At 67.6% G+C, this 20,862-nt stretch carries 23 protein-coding genes and 1 pseudogene; 9 read left to right on the plus strand and 15 right to left on the minus strand.

Translation table 11 applies throughout. The features are described 5' to 3' along the window. Positions 1-47 precede the first annotated feature (47 nt). From A9W99_RS18120 to A9W99_RS18135, 4 genes are all read right to left on the minus strand, one after another. Positions 48-1,715, minus strand: coding sequence for a uroporphyrinogen-III synthase (locus A9W99_RS18120; protein WP_156623173.1), 1,668 nt, complete (start codon positions 1,713-1,715; stop codon positions 48-50). Positions 1,716-1,761: 46 nt separating this feature from the next. Further along, on the minus strand, positions 1,762-2,709 hold the full coding sequence (hemC, locus tag A9W99_RS18125) for a hydroxymethylbilane synthase (protein WP_067381077.1): 948 nt from the start codon (positions 2,707-2,709) through the stop codon (positions 1,762-1,764). Positions 2,710-2,721: 12 nt separating this feature from the next. Further along, positions 2,722-4,107: a glutamyl-tRNA reductase gene (locus tag A9W99_RS18130; protein ID WP_067381080.1), complete on the minus strand. Its 1,386-nt coding sequence runs from the start codon at positions 4,105-4,107 to the stop codon at positions 2,722-2,724. 100 nt (positions 4,108-4,207) lie between these two features. Next, entirely contained in the window at positions 4,208-4,465 is a 258-nt protein-coding gene (locus A9W99_RS18135; RefSeq protein WP_067381083.1) for a glutaredoxin family protein, read from the minus strand. 57 nt (positions 4,466-4,522) lie between these two features. Here A9W99_RS18135 and A9W99_RS18140 point away from each other — a divergent pair, with 57 nt between their 5' ends. From A9W99_RS18140 to A9W99_RS18155, 4 genes are all read left to right on the plus strand, one after another. Further along, complete coding sequence (locus A9W99_RS18140; protein WP_253870014.1) at positions 4,523-4,918, plus strand: hypothetical protein; 396 nt, start codon at positions 4,523-4,525, stop codon at positions 4,916-4,918. 107 nt (positions 4,919-5,025) lie between these two features. Beyond that, complete coding sequence (locus A9W99_RS18145; RefSeq protein ID WP_067381087.1) at positions 5,026-5,943, plus strand: HAD family phosphatase; 918 nt, start codon at positions 5,026-5,028, stop codon at positions 5,941-5,943. A gap of 161 nt (positions 5,944-6,104) precedes the next feature. Then, on the plus strand, positions 6,105-6,617 hold the full coding sequence (locus A9W99_RS18150) for a MaoC family dehydratase N-terminal domain-containing protein (protein ID WP_067381090.1): 513 nt from the start codon (positions 6,105-6,107) through the stop codon (positions 6,615-6,617). 10 nt (positions 6,618-6,627) lie between these two features. Continuing rightward, the gene (locus tag A9W99_RS18155; RefSeq protein ID WP_067381093.1) at positions 6,628-7,533 is read left to right on the plus strand and encodes a cyclopropane mycolic acid synthase family methyltransferase; all 906 of its coding nucleotides are present in this window, start codon (positions 6,628-6,630) and stop codon (positions 7,531-7,533) included. A gap of 92 nt (positions 7,534-7,625) precedes the next feature. Here A9W99_RS18155 and A9W99_RS18160 read toward each other — a convergent pair whose 3' ends face one another. The 9 genes from A9W99_RS18160 to A9W99_RS18195 form a co-directional block, all read right to left on the minus strand. Next, positions 7,626-8,696 carry a lysophospholipid acyltransferase family protein gene (locus tag A9W99_RS18160; protein WP_082930078.1) on the minus strand — a complete coding sequence of 357 codons (1,071 nt, stop codon included), beginning with the start codon at positions 8,694-8,696 and terminating at the stop codon, positions 7,626-7,628. Positions 8,697-8,701: 5 nt separating this feature from the next. Then, positions 8,702-9,811 carry an SDR family oxidoreductase gene (locus A9W99_RS18165; RefSeq protein ID WP_067381099.1) on the minus strand — a complete coding sequence of 370 codons (1,110 nt, stop codon included), beginning with the start codon at positions 9,809-9,811 and terminating at the stop codon, positions 8,702-8,704. 66 nt (positions 9,812-9,877) lie between these two features. Further along, complete coding sequence (locus A9W99_RS26190) at positions 9,878-9,979, minus strand: 30S ribosomal protein bS22 (RefSeq protein WP_003402602.1); 102 nt, start codon at positions 9,977-9,979, stop codon at positions 9,878-9,880. A gap of 275 nt (positions 9,980-10,254) precedes the next feature. Then, positions 10,255-10,506 carry a cell division/environmental response transcriptional regulator gene (locus tag A9W99_RS18170; protein WP_067239818.1) on the minus strand — a complete coding sequence of 84 codons (252 nt, stop codon included), beginning with the start codon at positions 10,504-10,506 and terminating at the stop codon, positions 10,255-10,257. Between the two features lie 139 nt (positions 10,507-10,645). Continuing rightward, a complete protein-coding gene (gene proC, locus A9W99_RS18175; protein ID WP_172828905.1) occupies positions 10,646-11,515 on the minus strand; it encodes a pyrroline-5-carboxylate reductase in 870 nt (289 codons plus the stop codon). 46 nt (positions 11,516-11,561) lie between these two features. Continuing rightward, positions 11,562-12,389: a thioesterase family protein gene (locus A9W99_RS18180; protein ID WP_067381105.1), complete on the minus strand. Its 828-nt coding sequence runs from the start codon at positions 12,387-12,389 to the stop codon at positions 11,562-11,564. Position 12,390: 1 nt separating this feature from the next. Continuing rightward, a complete protein-coding gene (locus tag A9W99_RS18185) occupies positions 12,391-13,233 on the minus strand; it encodes a sugar phosphate isomerase/epimerase (protein WP_067381108.1) in 843 nt (280 codons plus the stop codon). 16 nt (positions 13,234-13,249) lie between these two features. After that, a complete protein-coding gene (locus tag A9W99_RS18190; protein ID WP_067381110.1) occupies positions 13,250-14,182 on the minus strand; it encodes a hypothetical protein in 933 nt (310 codons plus the stop codon). Further along, on the minus strand, positions 14,179-15,198 hold the full coding sequence (locus A9W99_RS18195; protein WP_067381112.1) for a Ppx/GppA phosphatase family protein: 1,020 nt from the start codon (positions 15,196-15,198) through the stop codon (positions 14,179-14,181). Before A9W99_RS18195 ends, A9W99_RS18190 begins: the two co-directional genes overlap by 4 nt. 150 nt (positions 15,199-15,348) lie before the next feature. Between A9W99_RS18195 and A9W99_RS18200 the strand changes: the two genes are divergently transcribed. After that, a complete protein-coding gene (locus A9W99_RS18200; RefSeq protein ID WP_067381114.1) occupies positions 15,349-16,134 on the plus strand; it encodes a hypothetical protein in 786 nt (261 codons plus the stop codon). Between the two features lie 4 nt (positions 16,135-16,138). Here the strand turns inward: A9W99_RS18200 and A9W99_RS18205 are convergent, their stop codons facing one another. Further along, entirely contained in the window at positions 16,139-16,864 is a 726-nt protein-coding gene (locus A9W99_RS18205; protein WP_067381116.1) for a FadR/GntR family transcriptional regulator, read from the minus strand. An 88-nt stretch (positions 16,865-16,952) separates the two neighbouring features. On the opposite strand from A9W99_RS18205, the gene A9W99_RS18210 reads away from it, so the two are divergent. The 3 genes from A9W99_RS18210 to A9W99_RS18220 are packed head-to-tail and all read left to right on the plus strand — an operon-like array spanning position 16,953 to position 20,103. Next, the gene (locus A9W99_RS18210; protein ID WP_067381145.1) at positions 16,953-17,903 is read left to right on the plus strand and encodes a hypothetical protein; all 951 of its coding nucleotides are present in this window, start codon (positions 16,953-16,955) and stop codon (positions 17,901-17,903) included. Next, complete coding sequence (locus tag A9W99_RS18215; protein ID WP_067381119.1) at positions 17,900-18,241, plus strand: hypothetical protein; 342 nt, start codon at positions 17,900-17,902, stop codon at positions 18,239-18,241. The genes A9W99_RS18210 and A9W99_RS18215 overlap by 4 nt, the downstream gene beginning before the upstream one ends. Continuing rightward, on the plus strand, positions 18,238-20,103 hold the full coding sequence (locus A9W99_RS18220; protein WP_067381122.1) for a GMC family oxidoreductase: 1,866 nt from the start codon (positions 18,238-18,240) through the stop codon (positions 20,101-20,103). The genes A9W99_RS18215 and A9W99_RS18220 overlap by 4 nt, the downstream gene beginning before the upstream one ends. A gap of 110 nt (positions 20,104-20,213) precedes the next feature. Here the strand turns inward: A9W99_RS18220 and A9W99_RS18225 are convergent, their stop codons facing one another. Beyond that, positions 20,214-20,543: a DUF732 domain-containing protein gene (locus A9W99_RS18225; protein ID WP_067381125.1), complete on the minus strand. Its 330-nt coding sequence runs from the start codon at positions 20,541-20,543 to the stop codon at positions 20,214-20,216. 86 nt (positions 20,544-20,629) lie between these two features. On the opposite strand from A9W99_RS18225, the pseudogene A9W99_RS18230 reads away from it, so the two are divergent. Further along, a pseudogene (locus A9W99_RS18230) lies at positions 20,630-20,862 on the plus strand (hypothetical protein); the annotation flags it as partial.

Consider the following 20,862-nt stretch of genomic DNA (forward strand, 5'->3'; position numbering starts at 1 on the left):
ACGGCGTGTCGGCGTACAAACACGCACGCTCGCCCGTCCAGCGACCATTACCGCCTGCGGCTCTTCTTGCGGGGCGGCGGCAGCGCACCCTCGGCGCGCAATCGGGCGGCATGTTCGGCCAGTGCGTCCACCAGCGGACCCACCGCGGCGGTATCGGGCTGCACGTCGACGCGCAGTCCGAACTCGGCGGCGGTCTCGGCGGTCTTGGGGCCGATGCAGGCGATGATCGTCCGCGCATGCGGCTTGCCCGCGATGCCGACCAGGTTGCGCACCGTGGAACTCGACGTGAAGCACACCGCGTCGAACCCGCCCGTCTTGATCATTTCGCGGGTGGTTGCCGGCGGGGGCGCGGCGCGCACCGTCCGGTAGGCGGTGACGTCCTCGATCTCCCAGCCCCGCTCGCGCAGACCCTCGGCCAGCGTCTCAGTGGCAATGTCGGCGCGCGGCAACAACACCCGGTTCACCGGGTCGAAAATGCTGTCGTAGGGCGGGAATTCGTCAAGCAGGCCGATCGAGGACTGCTCGCCGGCGGGCACCAGCTCGGGGCTGATCCCGAACGCCCGGACCCGGTCGGCCGTCGACTCACCCACACAGGCGATCTTCACCCCGGAGAACGCGCGGGCGTCCAGACCGAATTCGCCGAACTTCTCCCACACCGCGCGCACCGCGTTGGTGGAGGTGAACACCACCCATTGGAAACGACCGTCGACCAGGCCCTTGACCGCGCGCTCCATCTGCGCGGGACTGCGCGGTGGCTCCACGGCGATGGTCGGCACCTCGATGGGCAGTGCGCCGTAGGACGTCAGCCGCTCGCTCATCTCGCCGGCCTGGTCCTTGGTGCGTGGCACCAGCACCGTCCAGCCGTACAGTGCGCGGCTCTCCCACCAGTTCAGCTTCGCGCGGCTGGCCACCGTCTTGCCGATGGTCACCACCAGGGTCCCGCTCTGCGGGTCGCCGCCGGTTGCGGAAGAAACCCCGGCGTCAGTGCCGCTCAGTACGGCCGGGTCGGTCAGTCCCAGCAGCGTTGTCTCGACCGATCGTTGCTGGCAGGTGGTGCCGTGCGCGGTCACCACGCACGGCGTGGTCTCGGCCAGCTCGTGGTCGATCAGGGTGCGGGCGGCGTCGGCCAGGTGCGACGCGGTGGCCTGCAGGATCAGCGGCCCGGGGGCGGCGGCCAAAGCGTCCCAGTCCACTTCACCGCGCACGTCGGCAACGGTGTGCGACGAGCCCAGCGGCAGCCCCGCGTACGTCGGGACGGCGCTGGTGGAGGCCAGGCCCGGGATGATCTCGATGTGCATGTGGGCGCGCGCGACGGCGGTCACCTCGGTGATGACCGCATCCACCGAAAGCGGGTCACCCGCCACCAGCCGCACCACGTCAGCACCGGTACGGGCCTCGGCGGTCAGCGTCTTGGCGACCTCGGCGGGATCGCCCAGGGCCGGCCGGATGTCCGGTGCGCCCGGCACCGGCGGGGCGACGTCAGCGGGCTGCTTTTCGTCGGCGTTGCCAGGCGGGTCCGCCGGCGCCGGACCGGACACCGGCGGTAGGTCCTTGCCGACCACCGCCAGTATCGGCTCGGGCACGTCGGGGTCGGTGAACACCAGGGCAGCATTCGCCAGCACGGTGGCGGCCCGCGTGGTCAGCAGGCCTGGGTCACCGGGACCCGAGCCCACGAACGTGATGCGGCCCGGTCTCGGCTTACGCCCTCGCGTCATCATTGTCGCTCCCACGTCGTCTTTCTAACTCTTTCCAGAGTCTCGTTTAACTTCCGCGCGCGCGGTCTTGCCGCGCCTGACCCATCAGCTCCCGGGCGCCCAGCTCGAACAGTTCCGCGGCGACCGAGAGCCCCAGCTCCCGGGCCCGATCAGAACTGCCGATGCCGGACGCGCGGATCACGTCGGATCCGTCCAGCGCCGCTACGCAGCCGCGCAGCGACAGCTCGTCGAAGACGTGGCCTTCCTCATCGATGGACTCGACCACTTCGGCGATCGCGCCCACCGGTGCGGAGCAGCCGGCCTCCAATTCGGCGAGCAAGGCACGCTCGGCAGTGACCGCCGCGCGCGTGTCGGCGTCGTCCAACTCCGCCAGCACTGCCGCGAGCCGATGATCCCCGGCGCGGCACTCGACCGCGAGCGCGCCTTGAGCCGGTGCTGGCAACATTTGCACCGGCTCTAGCGTCTCGGTGACATCACCGAGGCGGCCCAACCGGGCCAGACCGGCCCGGGCTACCACGATGGCGTCAAGATCACCACTGCTTACCCTGTTCAACCTGGTATCTAGGTTGCCTCTTAGGGGGCGGATTTCCAAACCGAGACCCAATGCTCTAAGCTGTGCGGCCCGCCGCGGCGACGAGGTACCCACCAGCGAGCCCACCGGCAACTCCCCCAGCGTCAGCCCGTCGCGGGCCACCAGAGCGTCGCGTGGGTCGTTGCGCGGCGGTATTGCGGCGATGGTGAACCTAGGGTCCTCGGCAGTTGGCAAATCCTTGTGCGAGTGCACCGCCGCCTCCACCCGGCCCTCGTGCATGGCTTCCCGCAGCGCGGTGGTGAAGACACCTACGCCGAGATTTTCGATGGGCGCCGACGACCGGTCCCCGACGGTGCTGATGGTCACCAACTCCGCAGCGTGGCCGTTGGCGATCAGGGCGTCCCTGACGACGGCGGCCTGGGTGGTGGCCAGCAGGCTGCCCCGGGTGCCGATCCGGATCACGTGCGCCAATCGCTACTCGGCGGACTTCTGCGCGCCGCGCGGGTGGCTGGTTGCGTCGAATCCGCTTGCTACAACCGGTAATTCACCGGCCGTCGCGACGGCGTCGACTGCTGTCTGGTCCAGTTCGAAAAGTTCGCGCAGCGCCTCGGCGTAGCTGTCGCCGCCGGGGGCGCGGGCCAGCTGCTTGATCCGCACCGTGGGTGCGTGCAGCAGCTTGTCCACCACCCGCCGCACCGTGCGGGCCACCTCTTCGCGCTCGTCGCTTTCCAGCCCGGGCAGGCGGTTGTCCAGGCGCAACAACTCCGCCTCGACCACATCAGCGGCCCGCTGGCGCAGCGCGGTGACCGTGGGCGTGACCTCGGCCATCCGCTGGCCCGCCAGGTAAGCGGCGACCTCGGCGGCCACGATGTGCCGTGCGGCGTCGACATCGGCGGCCGCGGCATGGGCCGACGGTTCGCGTTGCACGCGGTCCACGTCGACGACCCAGACGCCGGGCAGTCCGGCCACCGCCGGATCGACGTCGCGCGGCATCCCAAGGTCGCATATCACCAGTGGATGCGCCGTCTCGTCACGGCGCGCGGCAGCGAGGGCATGATGCACATCGGCCAGCGAAACCACGGGGCTCAGTGCGCCGGTACAGCTGACCACCACGTCGGCATCGGCCAGCGCGTGCGGCAGCCGGTCCAGGGCCAGCGCCTCGGCCGATACATGAGATTCGCGGATCTTGCGAACCAGCCGCTGCGCCCGCGAGTGCGACCGGTTGAGCACCTGGATGCGCCCGATCCCGGCCCGGGTCAGATGGGCCGCCGACAGTGCGCCCATCGCACCGGCGCCGATCACGACGGCGGTCTTGCCGTCCAGCCCGCCCAGCCTGCGCTCGGCCATGCCGAGCGCAACCGACACCACCGAAGCGCCGGCGGCGTCGATCGCGGTTTCCGAGTGCACCCGCTTGCCCACCGACAACGCGCGCTGGGCCAGCTCGTGCAGCACCCGGCCGACGGTGCGGTTGGCCTCGGCGGCGGCATAGGCGCGGCGCACCTGACCAAGCACCTGCTGCTCGCCGACCACGGCGGAGTCCAGGCCACTGGACACCGCGAACAGATGCTCGACGGCAGCCTCGCTGTAGCGGACGTAGGCGTATTTGGTGAGGTCGCCCATCGACATGCCGGAGTGTTCGGACAGCACCTGGCCGATCACCGACAACCCGGCGTGGAACGCTTCCACCACCGCGTAGACCTCGACCCGGTTGCATGTTGACAACACCATCGCCTCGGTGACCAGCGGTGACTGCAGCACCCGGTCGACGATCTTGACCTGATCGGATTCGTCGACGCTGAGTTGTTCCAGGACCGGGACCGGCGCACTGCGGTGCGAAACCCCGAAGAGCAAGATGCTCACGGCAGCATCACCTGGCCAGCTCCCTTGCTTAGCTCCAGCAGAACTGGTGTCTACGGTAATGGTTTACGAGCTGGGCTACCAAATGTCGGCCGGTGTCCATTCATCGGGCGAGATCGGCACGCAGCCGCGGCTCGTCGATCTCCCAGTAGCTGTGCTCGCGGCCGTCCAGCAGGATCACCGGCAGCCGGTCACCGAACTCTGCCCGCAACCCGGGATCGCCCGCGGAAGCCGCGGCGTCCACGTCGGTGACCGACAGCTCGAAGCCCAGCTCGGCGGCCAATTCGTCCAGCCGCCGGCGTACCCGCTGGCAAATCGTGCAGCCGTCGCGGGTCAGCAGCTGCACCTGCGGTCGGGTCATGGTTACCAGTCTCTCAACTGAATTGTGGCGCCGCCTGGTGGCCGCTACGTTGCCGCTGTGGCTGCCGAGATGAATCCGCGCGTCGATCCCGACGACCTGCGAAGGCGACTGGCCGAACTCGACGATCAAGTCGCCGGCATGCTGCGCACCCGCTACGACAGCGACAGATCGGGCTACACCGCCGCGCGGCAGCTGTGGCACCGCGGCGCCGCCGAGGTCCAGGTGGGATTTTCGATTTTGGCTAGGCTCGTGGCACTGGCCGAGTCTCGCCGTCACGCCCACCGCGTGGTCAATGAAATCGATTCTCTCGCAACGGCTTTGCCCGCATCGCCGCCGGGGCGCGACGCGGCCGCGCACACCGAGGCACGCCGGCACTGGACTCGCGGCGAAGCGATGATGCGCGAGTCCTTGGCCCGGCTGCGGGCCGCGGATGCCCCCGCCCACACCAACTAGCCGTCTAACGTCCTGACGGTCGCGGCGGGCGCCGGATAGGCCAGATAGGGTTGATAGCGATCACCACAGCGGCCACCGGGCGGGCACGCGTTTTAGGAGGTTTGGCGATGACTTCCTCTGATTCGGGCGCTCATTCAGCCGGCGCGGAAAACGTTCAGGACGTCGATCTGGCGTCGCTCGCCCACAACGCGAGCGCCGAGCGTGCGCTGCGCGACCTGGAGACCGCTCCGGAAGAGGCTCGTCCGCAGCCGCCGGTCGACCTGACCGCCGCCGCCTTCTTCGACGTGGACAACACCCTGGTGCAGGGCTCGTCGCTGGCGCATTTCGCCCGCGGGCTGGCCGCACGCAACTACTTCACCTACCGCGACGTGATCGGTTTCGTCTACGCGCAGGCCAAGTACCAGATACTCGGCAAGGAGTTCAGCAACGACGCCGCCGCCGGCCGCCGTAAAGCGCTCACCTTCATCGAAGGCCGGCCCGTCGCGGAGCTGGTTGCGCTGGGCGAGGAGATCTACGACGACAGAATCGCCGACAAGATCTGGCCCGGCACTCGCGAGCTCACGCAGATGCACCTCGACGCCGGCCAACAGGTCTGGTTGATCACCGCAACGCCCTATGAGCTCGCGGTGACAATCGCGCGCCGGCTCGGCCTGACCGGCGCGCTGGGTACCGTCGCCGAGTCGGTCGACGGGGTGTTCACCGGCAGGTTGGTGGGCGAAATGCTGCACGGCACCGGAAAAGCCCATGCGGTGCGGTCGCTGGCGATCCGCGAGGGCCTCAACCTGAAACGCTGCACGGCGTACTCCGACAGCTTCAACGACGTACCGATGCTCTCGCTGGTGGGGACCGCGGTCGTGATCAACCCCGACACCCGCCTGCGTAACCTGGCCCGCGAACGGGGATGGGAGATCCGCGACTTCCGGACCGCCCGCAAGGCGGCGAAGATCGGTGTTCCGTCGGCCCTGGCGCTGGGCGCGGCCGGCGGCGCGCTGGCGGCTTTGGCGTCACGGCGGCAATCACGCTAGCCAAATGGTGGCGACCCGCTGCGCCCGGCGCCGCCGCGCTTGCGATCGCCACTGAACCAAAAGGTGGCGACCCGCTGCGCCCGGCGCCGCCGCGCTTGCGATCGCCACTGATAAGCTGCGCCGCTGACCACCTAATTTGTAGAGCAGAGAGCGGCAAGGGCATGACAGTTCCCGAGGGAGCGCAGGGACTCATCGGCAGCAACTACCGGGCACCGGACTACTTCGAGGTCGGGCGCGAGAAAATCCGGGAGTTCGCGGCTGCCGTCAAAGACGACCACCCGGCGCACTACGACGAGGCAGCCGCCGCCGAAGCGGGGTATCCCGCGCTGGTGGCGCCACTGACTTTTGCCGCGATTGCCGGACGACGGGTGCAGCTGGAGATCTTCACCAAGTTCAAGATCCCGATCAATATCGCCAGGGTGTTCCACCGCGACCAGAAATTGCGCTTCCACCGGCCGATCCTGGCGCACGATAGGCTTTACTTCGACACCTACCTGGACTCGGTGATCGAGTCACACGGTACGGTGCTCGCTGAAATTCGCAGTGAAATCACAGATGCAGAAGGAAAACCTGTGGTCACCGGCGTCGTCACGATGCTGGGAGAAGCCGCACATCAAGACGCGAGCGCTGAAGAAACCGTCGCCGCAATTGCATCCATATCAGCCGGAAAGTAGGGTCCGATCAATGACGTCAGAGGGTCAAAAGAGTGGCGTTCAGCTGAAGCCACCGGTCGAAAAAGTCCAGTCCCACTACGACCGTTCCAACGAATTCTTCAAGCTTTGGCTCGATCCGTCGATGACCTACAGCTGTGCCTACTTCGAGCGTCCGGACATGACGCTGGAAGAAGCCCAGCGAGCCAAGCGCGATCTCGCCCTGGGCAAACTCGGGCTGCAGCCGGGCATGACGCTGCTCGACATCGGCTGCGGTTGGGGTTCGACCATGCGGCACGCAGTGGAGAAGTACGACGTCAACGTGATCGGTTTGACGCTGAGCGAGAACCAGCTGGCGCACGACAAGCAGAAGTTCGCCGAGATGGACAGCCCGCGCCGCAAGGAGGTCCGGCTGCAGGGTTGGGAGCTCTTCGACGAGCCGATTGACCGGATCGTGTCGCTGGGTGCGTTCGAGCACTTCGCCGACGGCGCCGGCGACGCCGGATATGAGCGCTATGCCACCTTCTTCAAGAAGTACTACGACCTGTTGCCCGACGACGGCGTGATGTTGCTGCACTCCATCGTGGTGCCCTCCGCCGAAGAGGGCGAGAAGATGGGCCTGAAGCCGACGATGAAGCTGCTGCGGTTCATCTCGTTCATCCTGAAGGAGATCTTCCCCGGCGGAAAGCTGCCCCAGGTCAACATGGTCGACGAGTACGCCACGGCAGCCGGATTCAACATCACCCGCCACCACTTCATCGGCGAGCACTACGTGCCGACGCTGACCGCGTGGGCCGACAAGCTGGAAGCGCACCGGGACGAGGCCATCGAGCTGCAGGGCGAGAAGGTCTTCGACACCTACATGCACTACCTGCGTGGCTGCGCAGAGCTGTTCCGCGACGGCTACACCAACGTGTGCCAGTTCACCATGGAGAAGTAGTAGCGACCGCTACGCGAAACGCCCCGGCGCCGGGATAACCCAAGCCGCCGGGGCGTTTTCATGTCGGGCGATCCCGAATGCCCGCAAATGCCTCAGCCCAAGAAGACGTTGCGGCGCCCGGCCAGCAGCCGGTACAGCGTCTGCTGGATCGTCTCACGCACCTGGTCGGTGAGCTCGAAGGTGACCATCGGGTCGTCGGCGTCGGTGGCCGCGTAGTCGGCGGTGTGGATCGGCTCGCCGAACGCGATGCGCCACTTGGAAGGCAACGGCACCAGGCCGGCCGGTCCGGCCAACGGGAACAACGGGGTCACCGGGAAGTACGGCAGGCCGAACAGCCGCGCCAGCAGCTTGACGTCGGCCACCATCGGGTAGATCTCCTCGGAGCCGACGATCGAACACGGCACGATCGGCGCCTTGGTGCGCAGCGCGGCGGATACGAAGCCGCCGCGACCGAACCGTTGCAGCCGGTAGCGGTCCTCGAAGCGCTTGCCCAGACCCTTGTACCCCTCCGGGAACACTGCCGTGAGCTCGCCGGAGGCAAGCAACCGGTGTGCGTCCGTCGTGCAGGCCATGGTGTGGCCGGCTTTCCGGGCGGTCTCGCCGATCACCGGTAGGTCGAACACCATGTCGGCGGCCAGCAGTCGCAGGTCCCGCTGCGCGGGGTGCTCGTCGTGAACCGCCACCGACAGCATCAGGCCGTCGAACGGCAACACCCCGGCGTGGTTGGCCACCACCAGCGCGGCGCCCTCGGACGGGAGGTGCTCGACGCCGCTGACTTCCACCCGGAACCATGACTTGAAGAAGAACCTCAGCAAGGGTCGGACGATGGCGTCGTTGAAGTGTGGATCGAAGCCGAATTCGTCGACACTGTAGTCACCGGTCAGCCGCTGGCGGAAGAAGCCAGCGACCGAGGCGACGCGCTGAGCGAGCTCATTCAGTGGAGCCTCGGTGGACCCGGAAGTTCCGGCGGCGGCGCGCCGATGATCGTCGATTTCGCGGACCACCGCGGCGATCTGTTCGGCCGATGCGCGGCCCCGCGGATCGGAGAGTAACGACGGGTGCTGACGGGACGTCTCGGCCCGCTGATCCGCACGCCTCCGCGCCGCTACCCGGCCCCGATTACTATGCAGTGGAATGACATTCGCTCTGGATTCACCCGCCACGATATCTACCTAACTCCACCCCATGGAATTGGATTTCGGCTACCCCAGCGCTGCGCCAACGCGACGGCACGACCTTCCAGAGAGCGTACCCGATCAGGTTCGATTATGGGAGTCAAGCCACGGCCTCGAACGTAATCGTCGAACGCCTCTGCCGTCGTCCATTTCGGTTGATAGCCGAGCTCGGAACGCATCCTGCTGGTGTCCATCACCCTGCCGTAACTCAAGTAGTCGAACTGCTCGCGATTGATCTCGGTGTAATGGTTAGCCCGCCTCAGCGAATCGAGGATCCAGACGCCAAATCCGGGTACTGGCACCGGAATTCGGCCGGCACGCCGTATCGCCTGCGACAGCATCATGACTCCGTCGGCCCCGATGTTGAACGTTCCCGCCTTGCCCGCCATAGCCGCGCGCTCGAGCGCGCCCAGCGCGTCCTGCTCGTGCAGCAACTGCAAACGTGCATCGCGGCCGAACATCGTCGGGACCAACGGCCCGGCCAGATACCGTGACAGCGTGGTGTCCATTGCGGGCCCAATCATGTTGGCCAGCCGCAGAATTGTCACCGCGATGTCGGGCCGGCGCCGGCCCAGCCCACGCACGTAGCCCTCGATATCGAGGCTGTCCTTCGCAAAACCCTCGCGGAAGGGCCGGCGACTGGTGCTGTCCTCGGTGAACATCACCGGGTCGTGGGCGGTTGACCCGTAGACCTCAGAGGTGGACTTCAGTACGACGCGGCGCACCGAGGGCGCTTTCTGACAGGCCGCGAACAGCTGCATCGCGCCCATCACGTTGAGCTCCTTCAACGCCGCGCTGCCGCCGGAGCGCGGCGCGTATGACGCCGCCGCCGCATGCACCACGGTGTCGACGTCACCATTTCGGATCACCTTGGCGATAAATGGATTACGAATGTCGGCGCGGACGAACTCGGCGCGCCCCATCCGGCGCAGCATGTCTTTGCTCGGCGCGATCGCGTCCACCGCGATGACTCCGTTGATCAAGGGATTCTGTGCGAGGCGAGCGGTCAGGTAGCCACCCAGGAACCGGCACGCGCCGGTGACCAGCACGACTTTGGGGTAATGCACGGTGTCGTTGGTGCCGCCACCGATCGACGAATCCACCCAGACAGCCTAGCTTCCGAGCGAAACAGTGACGTTACGGCCGGGTGACGGTCAGCGCGTGTGGGTCTACTTGCCGAGTTTTCTGCGCTGCACCCGGGTGCGACGCAGCAGCTTGCGGTGCTTTTTCTTGGACATACGCTTGCGCCGCTTCTTGATTACTGAACCCATGAACTCCGCTATCCGACACGCCGCTGATCACTGACGACTACAAAAGGACGCCGCCACTTTACCCGGCCGCCCGCGCGGAACACCAAACCGGCGGCCTGGGTGACCGCGGCGGCTTTGGGTGTGAATCCTGGGCTTTGGGTGGGAATCCTGGGCTTTCGGCGTGAATCCTGGTCGGAATTTCGCGCCGATTCCCGCCCTACACTCACTTCGAACGCCCAGGATTCACGCCCAACGCCAAGCTACGTCGTGGGTGATTGCCCCCGGCGGGCTGGCTGCTAGCCCGCGTCGAAGTACGAGGTCTCCAGCATGTCGTGGACGGCCTTGGCGTGTACCCGGAACGACCGCCCAACGCGGACCGCCGGCAGTTCGCCGTTGTGCACCAGCCGGTAGACCGTCATCTTGGACACCCGCATCAGCGCCGCCACCTCGGCCACGGTGAGAAATTGCGTCCTGGCCTGCTGGCCGTCGACGGAACCGGTGTCCCGCGCCGATTTTCCGCCAGCCGATGGCCCGTTCGTAGACGTCATCGCAACCCAATCGTGTCAGGCACGCGCATCCCAGCGGCTTCCCCTCCGCTGGCACCAACACGTGCTTACCAAGAGGAGAATAGCGGGACTAGTGGGGTTACTGGTACTGGTGGGGGATAATCAATTGAAAATTGTTGAATTATTCCGATGTAATTCTTAGCTGCTCAGACCGGGTTTTGGCGGCCTGCACGGCCGCGTCGACGGTGGCCCGCAAGCCGCCCCGTTCGAGTTCGCGCAGCGCAGCGGCGGTGGTCCCGCCGGGCGAGGTGACCGTCGCCCGCAGCTGCGCCGCCGTGGTATCGGCCTGCGTTCCCGACGGCTCGCCGTCGGCCATCCGCCGGTCTTGTTCCATCCGTTCCAGCAGCATCGCCGCCGATCCCGCCATCGTCTGGGCGGTCAGATCGGCGGCCACATGCCGGCTCAGGCCCGCTGCGACTCCGGCATCCACCAAGGCCTCGACCATCAAGAAGAAATACGCCGGTCCGGAGCCGGACACCGCGGTCACGGCGTCCAGCTGCGCCTCCGGCACGGTCAGCACGCCGCCGACGGCATCGAACAGCGCGGATACCTCCTCCAGCTGCTCAGCTGTGACGAAGCGGCCCTTGGCCAGCGCCGTTACCCCGGCGGCGACCAACGCTGCCGCATTGGGCATCGCCCTGATCACCGGTGTGCCGGCCGGCAGCTTGGACTCGAAGTAGGAAATCGAGATGCCGGCCGCCACGGTGACGAAGACCTGCTCGACGCCGTCGTTCTCGGCTGCGGCACGGGCCAGGTCCCCGATCACCACCTCGACGTCGGCCGGTTTCACCGCGACGACGACGAACGTCGCGTTCTCGACGGCCTCGGACACCGACGTGACCAGCACCGAATAGGTATCCGCCAGGTACTTGGCGCGATCGGGCATCCGTTCGGCGACCACCAGGTCTTTGACCTGTCGCCCCGCACGCAGCAGACCCGACAGCAATGCCTCGCCGATGTTGCCGCCGCCGACGATCGCGATCCTTGCCATGCCGGAAAGCATTCCAGACAGCGTGGTTTGTTCGCGCTACCGGGCTCTACCGTTTCTCGGGCACCATGGCCAGTTGGCGTGACTGCAGCACCAGGCGGCCCGCGCTGTCGACGACGGTGTGGTCCTCGTCGAACCACTCCTGGCCTATCTCGGTACAGGTGCAGATCACCCGTAGCCACCCGTCGGCCGGCAGGCCGCGCAGCAGCGCGGTGAACTGGACGGTAGGCGCCCAGCCGGTGCGGTCCACTGCGAACGTGACGGGTGCCGAGAGATCTCCGCACAGCAGGGCAAACAGCGCGTCGGGCGCAATGTCGCGTGGGCGCGCCCACATCTGGATCACCGGCGGTCTGCCATCGGAAGCATCGGGGGCGGGGCTCAGCGTCGACAGCAGCGGCCGGATGTCGCACCCGGCGCCCAGATGCACTAGGCCGGCCAGCGGGTGTCCCGGCCCTATCTGTGCTACGTCGTCGGGCGGTTCCGGGGCCATCAAGCCCGCGACCGGGTTCGCTGACAGCAAAGGCGCGTGAATGTGCTCCGGCTCGCCCAGGGTGACCACCGCGTGCACCGCGGTCCTATCGTCCTGGGTCAGTTCCACGTCGACTACGCTGATCCGCCGGCCCCGCTTGCGGATCGCCGTCATCAGGCACATCTTGCCGGGATCGGGCGCTCGCAGAAAGTTCGCCGAGATGGCGACCGGCTGCAGACCATCTGCGTAGGCAGCGCGGGCGGCGTTGGCACACAGCGCCACCATCGCGCCGCCGTGCACCTTCGGCCCAATCGTCCAGTGCTGGTTCAGCTCACCCTCATACACCGGGTCGTCCCCGTCGGCCTGGACCTCGCGCAAGGCCATCGCGCTGGCGAAGGATGCGTCCATATCAGCGCAGCAGGTGGGTACGGGCGAATTGCAGCGATTCGGCCAGCATGTCTTCGCGCTCATTTGCCGAACGCGCGCTCGAAGTGGACACCTCCAGCACCACATGGCCGGCGAATTTCCCGGTGGCCAGCAGCTGGCACACCTCGGCGGTGGGTTGGGTGCCGCGCCCGGGCACCAGATGCTCGTCGGCGGGCAGGCCGCTGCCGTCGCACAAGTGCAGATGGACCAGCCCGGAGCCCATCCGGCGGGCCATCTCCAGCGCGTCGCTGCCGGCGGTCGAGGTGTGCGACAAGTCCAGCGTGTAGTGCGCGTGGTTGCCGTCCAGCGGGTCGTAGGACGGTGCGAACGCCGAAATCGCCGGACCGGGACCACCGCCCCGCCGGCGCATCCGCTCCCGAGACTGGTCGAGGCCGAAAAACCGGTCCGCCCGGAACGGGAACATGTTCTCCACCGCCACCATCACCTGGCTGGACGCTTCCAGGGCGGCCACCTGATCGCGGAATCCCTCGGCGTAACGCCGTTGCCAGCGGAACGGCGGATGCACGACCACGGTCTGCGCGCCCAGTTGCTCGGCCGCCTGCACGCTGCGTTCCAGCTTGACGATCGGGTTGGAACCCCACACCCGCTGCGAGATCAGCAGGCAGGGGGCGTGCACCGAAAGCACCGGCACCTGGTAGCGCTGTGACAGCTCGCCGACGGCGTCGATGTCCTGGCTGACCGACTCGCTCCACACCATCAGCTCGACCCCGTCATAGCCGAGCCGGGCGGCATACTCGAACGCGGCCTCGGCCCGCAAAGGGTAGACCGAGGCCGTCGACAAGCCGACTTTGATTGCTGGGCGCACTATCTCCTGGTGTCCCCTAGCCCGTTTGCAAGGAGAGCACCAGCGGTCCCCAGGTGATCAGCGCCCCGACCGCAACCGCGATCAACGTGCTGGCGATGTCCTCGGTCTTGCGAACTACCCGCACGCCGACCACCAGCCCGAGAATGACCAGCACCGACAGCACCAGCGTCACGACACTGTTCCACCGCCACAGCTGGTCGAACGCAACGAACAGTCCGGCGCCGAACGCCACGGCCAGAATCGACTGCAGAACCACCACGGTGCCGTGCCACAGCGCCTCGAGTCTGGCGTGCGACCGCCGGCCATCGTGGGTCTCCTCGAGGTCGTCGTCGAAATCCTCGGCTGGTGACTCTGCGTCTGCCGCAGCCTCGTCACCGCGCCGGCGAGCCAGCTCGTCGGCCAGCGTCTGGCCGCCGAACAGCGTGCCCTCGGGCGCCTGCAGGTACGAACGCACGTAAGCGGAATCCTCGGTGGCCGGTTCGGCCTCGCTGACCTCGGAGTCCATCACGTCCACCGGCATGTCGCCGTAGTGCCCGATCGGATCCGGGCTCATTCCCTCGGCACCGGACTGAACGCCGGGCTGGTCCTCGGGTCGCTCGGCTTCGTCACCGTGGGGCAGCGGCCGCGGGTAGGCGCTGCGCTCCGGGCCGGTGCGCTTGGCCTGCGGCGGAGACTTGGGCCAACGCGGTTCGGGCTCAGACCAGTACCCGGTGTCGTCTTCGACGACGTCCTCGGCCGCTTTCGGGGCGGACGCCTCGTCGACCTCGTCGTCGACGATCGGAAGTTCACCGGTCAGCTCGGCGACCGACACCGCCTCGTTGTCGCCGCGCCGACGGCGCCGGCGCCGGGTGACAGCCGGGGCGCCAAGGGTGCCATTCCTGGCCAGCAGTTCGGCCACCGAGACCGGCCGGGTTTCGGAATCAGGGTTCTCGGGTTCTGGTCCGGTCATGGTTTGTCGCCTCTCGATCGGCTTGCCGCATTCCGATCACTTACCTGACCTCCAGCATCCCGCACCCAGGTCTCCACGAGGCCGGTTCCGTCGGCTTCACTATCGAGTTTGCGCAGGATCAGACCCTCCCGCAGCGCCCACGGGCAGATATCCACCGTTTCAATCGACAGCGCTCGCATGCTCGCCTCCGCCACCAGCGCGCCCGCCACGATCTGCGGTGCCCGCTCGGCGCTCACTCCTTCCAGTTCGGCACGGTCAACCGCCGCCATCCTAGAGATAAACGCGATGAGTTGCCGCAGGCCGTTGGCGGTCAGCGTCCGCTTCACCCGCGGTCCGGCGGCCGACGGCGCCGCACCGGTGAGCCGTGCCAGCGAGCGGAAGGTCTTCGACGTCGCCACCGCCAGGTCCGGGGGGCCGGCTTCCAGCATCTTGGTGCTGGCCTCGGCCAGCTCGGCGTCCAGCCAGTCGCGCAGCATCGCCACCCGGCGGCGGCCGGGGGGATCGTCGGGCAGCCAATCGCGGGTCAGCCTGCCCGCACCAAGTGGCAGCGACATCGCAACTTCCGGCTCCTCGTCGACGCCGCTGGACAGTTCCAGCGACCCGCCGCCGATGTCGAGGTTGATGATTCGTCCCGCGCTCCAGCCGTACCACCGGCGCACCGCGAGAAAGGTCAGCCGGGATTCGTCCACCCCGGACAGCACCTGCAGTTTGACGCCGGCTTCCTTGCGGACGCGGGCCAGCACGTCGTCGGAGTTCCCGGCCTCGCGCACGGCCGAGGTAGCAAAGGCCATCAACTCCGAGCAGCCGGAGCTGACCGCGATCTTGGCGAACTCGTCGATCGTCGAAACCAGCTTGTCGGCACCGCGTTTGGTGATCTTGCCCGAACTGTCGGTGGCCTCGGAGAGCCGCAGCGTCGCCTTCGTCGAACTCATCGGCGTCGGATGTCCGCCGCGGTGGGCATCTACCACCAGCAGATGCACCGTGTTGCTACCCACGTCGAGCACGCCCAATCGCACGAAATAAACCTAGCCGGTGATTCAGGAGGTCGCCGAGCGGCCTGGCTGCGCCCATCTGCGCGAGCGTGCGCATAATGCCGGCCTACGGAAGCGTGTCGCCGTACAGACACGCACCCTCGCGGGCGCGGATTGTGGTTTAACGTTGACTGCGTGGCTGATTCGCGTCCGGGGCCGGGCACCGAGGTTGAACTGGATTTTGCCCGCGAGTGGGTGGAATTCTACGACCCGGACAATCCCGAGCACCTGATCGCGGCGGACATGACCTGGTTGTTGTCACGCTGGACGTGTGTATTCGGCACACCCGCCTGCCAGGGCACCGTCGAGGGCCGCCCCGACGACGGGTGTTGCTCACACGGCGCGTTCCTGTCCGATGACGACGACCGCGCGCGGCTGGACGATGCGGTGAAGAAGTTGACCGACGACGACTGGCAGTACCGCGAAAAGGGCTTGGGCCGCAAGGGATACCTCGAACTCGACGAGCACGATGGCGAGCCCAGTTACCGCACCCGCAAACACAAGGACGCGTGCATCTTCCTGAATCGCCCCGGCTTTCGCGGCGGCGTCGGCTGCGCGCTGCACAGCAAAGCCCTCAAGCTGGGCGTGGCGCCGCTGACGATGAAGCCCGACGTCTGCTGGCAGTTGCCGATCCGGCGCAGTCAGGAATGGGTGACCCGGCCCGACGGCAGCGAGATCCTCAAGACCACCGTCACCGAATACGACCGCCGCGGCTGGGGCTCGGGCGGCGCTGACCTGCACTGGTATTGCACCGGCGATCCGGCCGCCCACATCGGCAAGAAGCAGGTCTGGGAGAGCCTCGCGGACGAGCTGACGGAACTGCTGGGCGAGAAGGCCTACGCAGAATTGGCCGCAATGTGCAAGCGCCGCAGCAAGTTAGGCCTTGTCGCGGTGCATCCCGCGACCCGCATCGCCGAGTAGCCGCTTACCTCGAGCCGTCGGCCTGTCGGTACGACTGCACCATGCGCAGCGCGCTGGCGCGCAGGTACGCCTCGACCGTCGTCGCGGCCGCCGTTGCGTCGCCGGCCAGCACCGCGTCGGTGATCGCCCGTAGGTCGGCAACAACCGGTTCGGCATCGGCATAGGCGCCGGTGAGCTGGTGTTCGCGCCCGCCGAAGGCGTGTTCGACCCAGCGGTACATCAACCCCAGAGCACGGTTGCGGGTGCTGTGAATGAGCACCCGGAAGTAGGCCAAGTCGGCGGCCTGGCGCGCCTTGGCCGAGTCGGCTCCTTGCACGTGGTCCAGGGCGGCTCGCAGGGCTTCGGCATCGTCGGGCAGGCTGCGTTCGGCCGCCAAGCGGCCGATCAACGGGCCCAGCGCCGCGCGGATCTCGAGCAGCTCGACAAGGAACTCCGGACCCAATTTGCGCACCAGCGCTTCGACCACCGCCGGATGAGTCAGACCTTCCGGATTGCACACCACATTTCCGCTGCCGTGCTTGGCCTCGATCAGCCCCATTTGCTGTAACCGGGCCAAACCCTGCCGCAACGATGTGCGGTTGACGTTGAGCTGTTCGGCCAGGTCACGCTCGGGCGGCAGCGTCGAGCCCGGCGGAAATACGCCGTCCAGGATGGCGTCGGCGATCGACGCGGCGATCTGTTCGTCGACCCGCTGCCGATCCGGCGGCTGCAGAAAACTTGACTGGTTCATTGGCTCAACCAATATAGTATGGAAGGCGACGATGCGGCCAGAACTGGACGGCGCGTGTCGAAACGCCCAGGGCATTCCGGAGGTAGCAGTGGACGACGAACTGCGGTCGGCAGCCGCGCCGCGCTGGCGAGGCCGGCCCGGCCGGCTGGAGGTCTGGTACGCGACCCTGTCGGATCCGCTAACCCGCGCCGGCCTGTGGGTGCACTGCGAGACAGTCGCTCCCTTGTCGGGTGCTGCGTACGCGCATGGCTGGGTGACCTGGTTCCCCGCCGACGGCCCGCCGTATACCGAGCGATTCGGCCCCGAGCCCGTCCAGCCGGCCACCGGCGCCGCGTGGTTCGACGCTGCGGGAGCCCGCGTGGCGGCGGAGAAGCTCGACGGCCGCGCTGGATCAATCAGCTGGGACCTGTCCTGGAAGGACACCGGCGCGCCGCTGTGGACGTTCCCCCGGCTGGCCTGGGAGCGGGAGCTGTTGCCCGGCGCCCAGGTTGTCCTGGCGCCCACCGCCGACTTCACCGGCTCCCTGGTTGTCGGCGAGACCACCCACCGCGTGGACGGCTGGCGCGGCAACGTCGCCCACATCTACGGGCATGGCAACGCCAGGCGCTGGGGCTGGATCCACGCCGACCTCGGCGACGGCGACGTGCTGGAGGCCGTGACGGCAGTGTCCCACAAACCCGGCCTGCGCAGGCTCGCGCCGCTGGCCTTCATTCGCTTCCGGATCGACGGAAAAGACTGGCCCGCAAGCACTTTGCCGTCGCTGCGGATGCGCACGACACTCGGCGTACGGCATTGGCAGATAGAAGGGCGCATAGGGGGCAGCAAGGTGCTCATCCGTGTCGATCAGCCCTCGGAACGGTGCGTCAGCCTCGGCTACACCGATCCCGACGGGGGCACCGCGGTGTGCACCAACACCGAACAGGCCGACATCCACATCGAAATCGACGACCGGCAGTGGTCGGTGCTAGGCACCGGGCACGCCGAAGTAGGCCTGCGCGGCGCTCAAGCGCCGGCCGTCAACGAAAGGACACCTTCGTGAGTTTTCTGCTCGATCCGCCGCTGCTGTTCGCCTCCGGAGTGCTTATCGAGCGCGGGCTGCCCGAGGACCGCCGCGACGTGGCCGAAGCCGCCACCCTCGGCGTCTTCTTCGCCGGATCGTTCGGGCTCTACAACAACGTGCCCGGGCTCGGGTTGCTGTGGCGCCCGTTCCGCGCGCTTAACGGCCGCGACTTCATGTGGAACAGCGGCGTTTTCAATGTCAGCACGGAGAAAGCCGAGTGGCCGCTGCACGCGGCGGCCGGCGGCATCTTCGCGACGTATCCGTTCTTCATCAAGCTGGGCCGGGGACTCGGACGCAGGCTGGGGCAACGGATTTGAGCCGGCTGGCAGCTCGGGCTGCCGCGTCCTTCGGCGCGGCTCTGCTACCGCAGGAGCTTGGCGGTCCGCCGTCCGCCGAACTCGTCCAGCGTCTCGACCGGTATCTGACCCGCATGCCGGCGATCTCGCGACGGGCCGTACATGCCGGCCTGCTTTCGATGGAGGCGGCCAGCTATCTGACCACCGGACGGTCGCTATCGCGGCTTGGCCCCGCCGAACGCGAACGAGTGCTACATCGACTCGCCGCACTCAACCCGGATGCCGGCGCGGCGCTCGAGGCCATGAAGGTGATCGTGTTGCTGGCCAACGGCGCGGATACCTATGCGCCGGAACTGCTTTCCCGTGCCGCCCAGCATGACGCAGCGCGGCCAGACGCGGTATTGAACGTCACCAGGTCCGCCGACAGTGGCTCGGTCATCACCGCCGACGTGGTCGTCGTCGGCTCCGGCGCCGGTGGCGCGATGGCAGCCCGCGCCCTGGCCCGGGCCGGGGTGGCCGTGGTGGTGCTCGAGGAGGGCCGGCGCTGGACGGTCGAGGAGTTCCGTACCGCCCATCCGATCGAGCGCTATGCCGGGCTCTATCGCGGGGCCGGCGCAACCGTCGCGCTGGGCCGCCCGTCGGTGGTCTTGCCGATCGGCCGGGCCGTCGGTGGCACCACCGTCGTCAACTCCGGGACGTGTTTTCGGCCGCCGCTTGCCGTGCAGCGACGCTGGCGCGACGAATTCGGCCTGGGCATGGCGGACCCGGACCTGCTGGACGCCAGGCTGGACGAGGTCGAGCGCACTCTGCAGGTTGCGCCGGTACCGCTGCAGATCATGGGCCGCAACGGCCGACTGCTGCTCGACGCCGCCAATTCACTGGGGTGGCAGGCCGCCCCCATCCCGCGCAACGCACCGGGCTGCGACGGCTGCTGCCAGTGCGCGATCGGCTGCCCGCACAACGCCAAGTTCGGCGTGCACCTCAACGCGCTACCGCAGGCCTGCGCCGCCGGCGCCCGGATTGTGTCCGAGGCGCGCGCCGAACGGGTGCTTCACCAGCACGGACGGGCCCGCGGCGTGCGTGCCCGTCGGCCCGACGGCACTGCGCTCGACGTGCTCGCGGACACGGTCGTCGTTGCCTCGGGCGCCACCGAGACGCCTGGGCTGTTGCGGCGCAGCGGCCTTGGCGGGCACCCGCGGCTAGGCCGCAACCTGGCGCTGCATCCTGCGACGATGCTCGCCGGACGCTTCGACGAGGACGTGTACGCGTGGCGTGGTGTGCTGCAGAGCGCCGCAGTGCACGAGTTTCACGAGTCGGACGGCGTGCTTATCGAGGCCACGTCCACGCCGCCGGGCATGGGGTCGATGGTGTTTCCCGGCTACGGCGCAGAGCTGCTCGGCTGGCTGGACCGGGCCCATCACGTCGCGACGTTCGGCGCGATGGTGGCCGATCAGGGCGTCGGTTCGGTGCAGTCGGCGCGGGGCGAGACGCTGATGCGCTACAACATCGCCCGCGCCGACATCGCGAAGCTGATGGTGGCGCTGCAGGCCATGGGCCGTTTGCTTTTCGCCGCCGGGGCGGTGGAGTTGCTGACCGGGCTACCGGGCGCCAAGACGGTGACGTCGCTGGCCGAGCTGCAGGATGTGCTGGGTCGTAGCGACCCGCGGAGTCTGCACCTCGCCGCGTTCCATCCGACGGGTACCGCGGCAGCCGGCGCCGACGCGCAGCTCTGTCCGGTTGACGAGCGCGGTCGGCTGCGTGGCGTCGACGGAGTTTGGGTGGCCGACGCGTCGATTGTGCCCAGCAGCCCGACGGTGAATCCGCAGGTGTCGATCATGGCGCTGGCGCTCGGCGTGGCCGATGAGATCGTCTGCGGCGGTTAGATTTTGGCAGCCTGTTCGAGCTGAGTGCGGACATCGTCAACCACCGGACAAGCGGTCCTTCACCTCGCTGACCATGGCTCGGACCCTAGCGAGGCTGCTACGAGGAGCGGTCAGGTGTCGCTCGGGGTATCGCTGGGGGGCGAGAGCGCATCCGGACAGTACGTCTTTGCAGCGATCGCCGCGAACTTACTGGCTTTGTCCGGGTTCAATGAGGCGTTCTTGGATGTGAGCGTCTTGACGACATCCGACATCTCCGTGCCCCCACCGAGCTTGTCGCAGACCCATTTTCCTGCGCCCACGACTGCATCCGGATCGGAATAGCTGATGCCGGCGGCGTTCAGTGACGCAATGAATGCGTCGTCGGCGCCATCGGCGTGCGCGGGTGCAGCCATGCCGATGACGACACCAAAGCTTGCCAGGGTTAGGAGAAGTGGCCTCATGGCTCACAGATTGTCCCAGAGTGACTATCAGCCCGCATCTCGTGCAGCAAGGAGCGGTGTCGGTAGAGTCGTGTACTGTCGAACACATGTTCGAACGGGGTGGTGGGTGGTCGCAGGAGCAGGTGATTGCCTACTTCGATGAGTTGGCCGCGCGCTGCGAGTTGCGGGCACCCACCGCCGAGTCGGCGGCGTGGGTGCAGCGGGCCAGTGCGGCGGGGCGTGCGGAGAATCGGGCCGCCGCGGCGCAGTTGGTGGCGATTGGGGAGTTGTTCGCCTACCGGTTGGGGCGGTGTTCGGAGACCGAGGAGTGGGCGGTTGA

Source organism: Mycobacterium sp. 1164966.3 (genome assembly GCF_001665395.1).
GTDB lineage: Bacteria > Actinomycetota > Actinomycetes > Mycobacteriales > Mycobacteriaceae > Mycobacterium.

Coding starts and splice junctions, on each gene's coding strand:
- A9W99_RS18120 (WP_156623173.1), bottom strand. CDS start 1,715: ATGACGCGAGGGCGTAAGCCGAGACCGGGCCGCATCACGTTCGTGGGC.
- A9W99_RS18135 (WP_067381083.1), bottom strand. CDS start 4,465: ATGACCCGACCGCAGGTGCAGCTGCTGACCCGCGACGGCTGCACGATT.
- A9W99_RS18145 (WP_067381087.1), top strand. CDS start 5,026: ATGACTTCCTCTGATTCGGGCGCTCATTCAGCCGGCGCGGAAAACGTT.
- A9W99_RS18150 (WP_067381090.1), top strand. CDS start 6,105: ATGACAGTTCCCGAGGGAGCGCAGGGACTCATCGGCAGCAACTACCGG.
- A9W99_RS18155 (WP_067381093.1), top strand. CDS start 6,628: ATGACGTCAGAGGGTCAAAAGAGTGGCGTTCAGCTGAAGCCACCGGTC.
- A9W99_RS26190 (WP_003402602.1), bottom strand. CDS start 9,979: ATGGGTTCAGTAATCAAGAAGCGGCGCAAGCGTATGTCCAAGAAAAAG.
- A9W99_RS18170 (WP_067239818.1), bottom strand. CDS start 10,506: ATGACGTCTACGAACGGGCCATCGGCTGGCGGAAAATCGGCGCGGGAC.
- proC (WP_172828905.1), bottom strand. CDS start 11,515: ATGGCAAGGATCGCGATCGTCGGCGGCGGCAACATCGGCGAGGCATTG.
- A9W99_RS18180 (WP_067381105.1), bottom strand. CDS start 12,389: ATGGACGCATCCTTCGCCAGCGCGATGGCCTTGCGCGAGGTCCAGGCC.
- A9W99_RS18190 (WP_067381110.1), bottom strand. CDS start 14,182: ATGACCGGACCAGAACCCGAGAACCCTGATTCCGAAACCCGGCCGGTC.
- A9W99_RS18205 (WP_067381116.1), bottom strand. CDS start 16,864: ATGAACCAGTCAAGTTTTCTGCAGCCGCCGGATCGGCAGCGGGTCGAC.
- A9W99_RS18225 (WP_067381125.1), bottom strand. CDS start 20,543: ATGAGGCCACTTCTCCTAACCCTGGCAAGCTTTGGTGTCGTCATCGGC.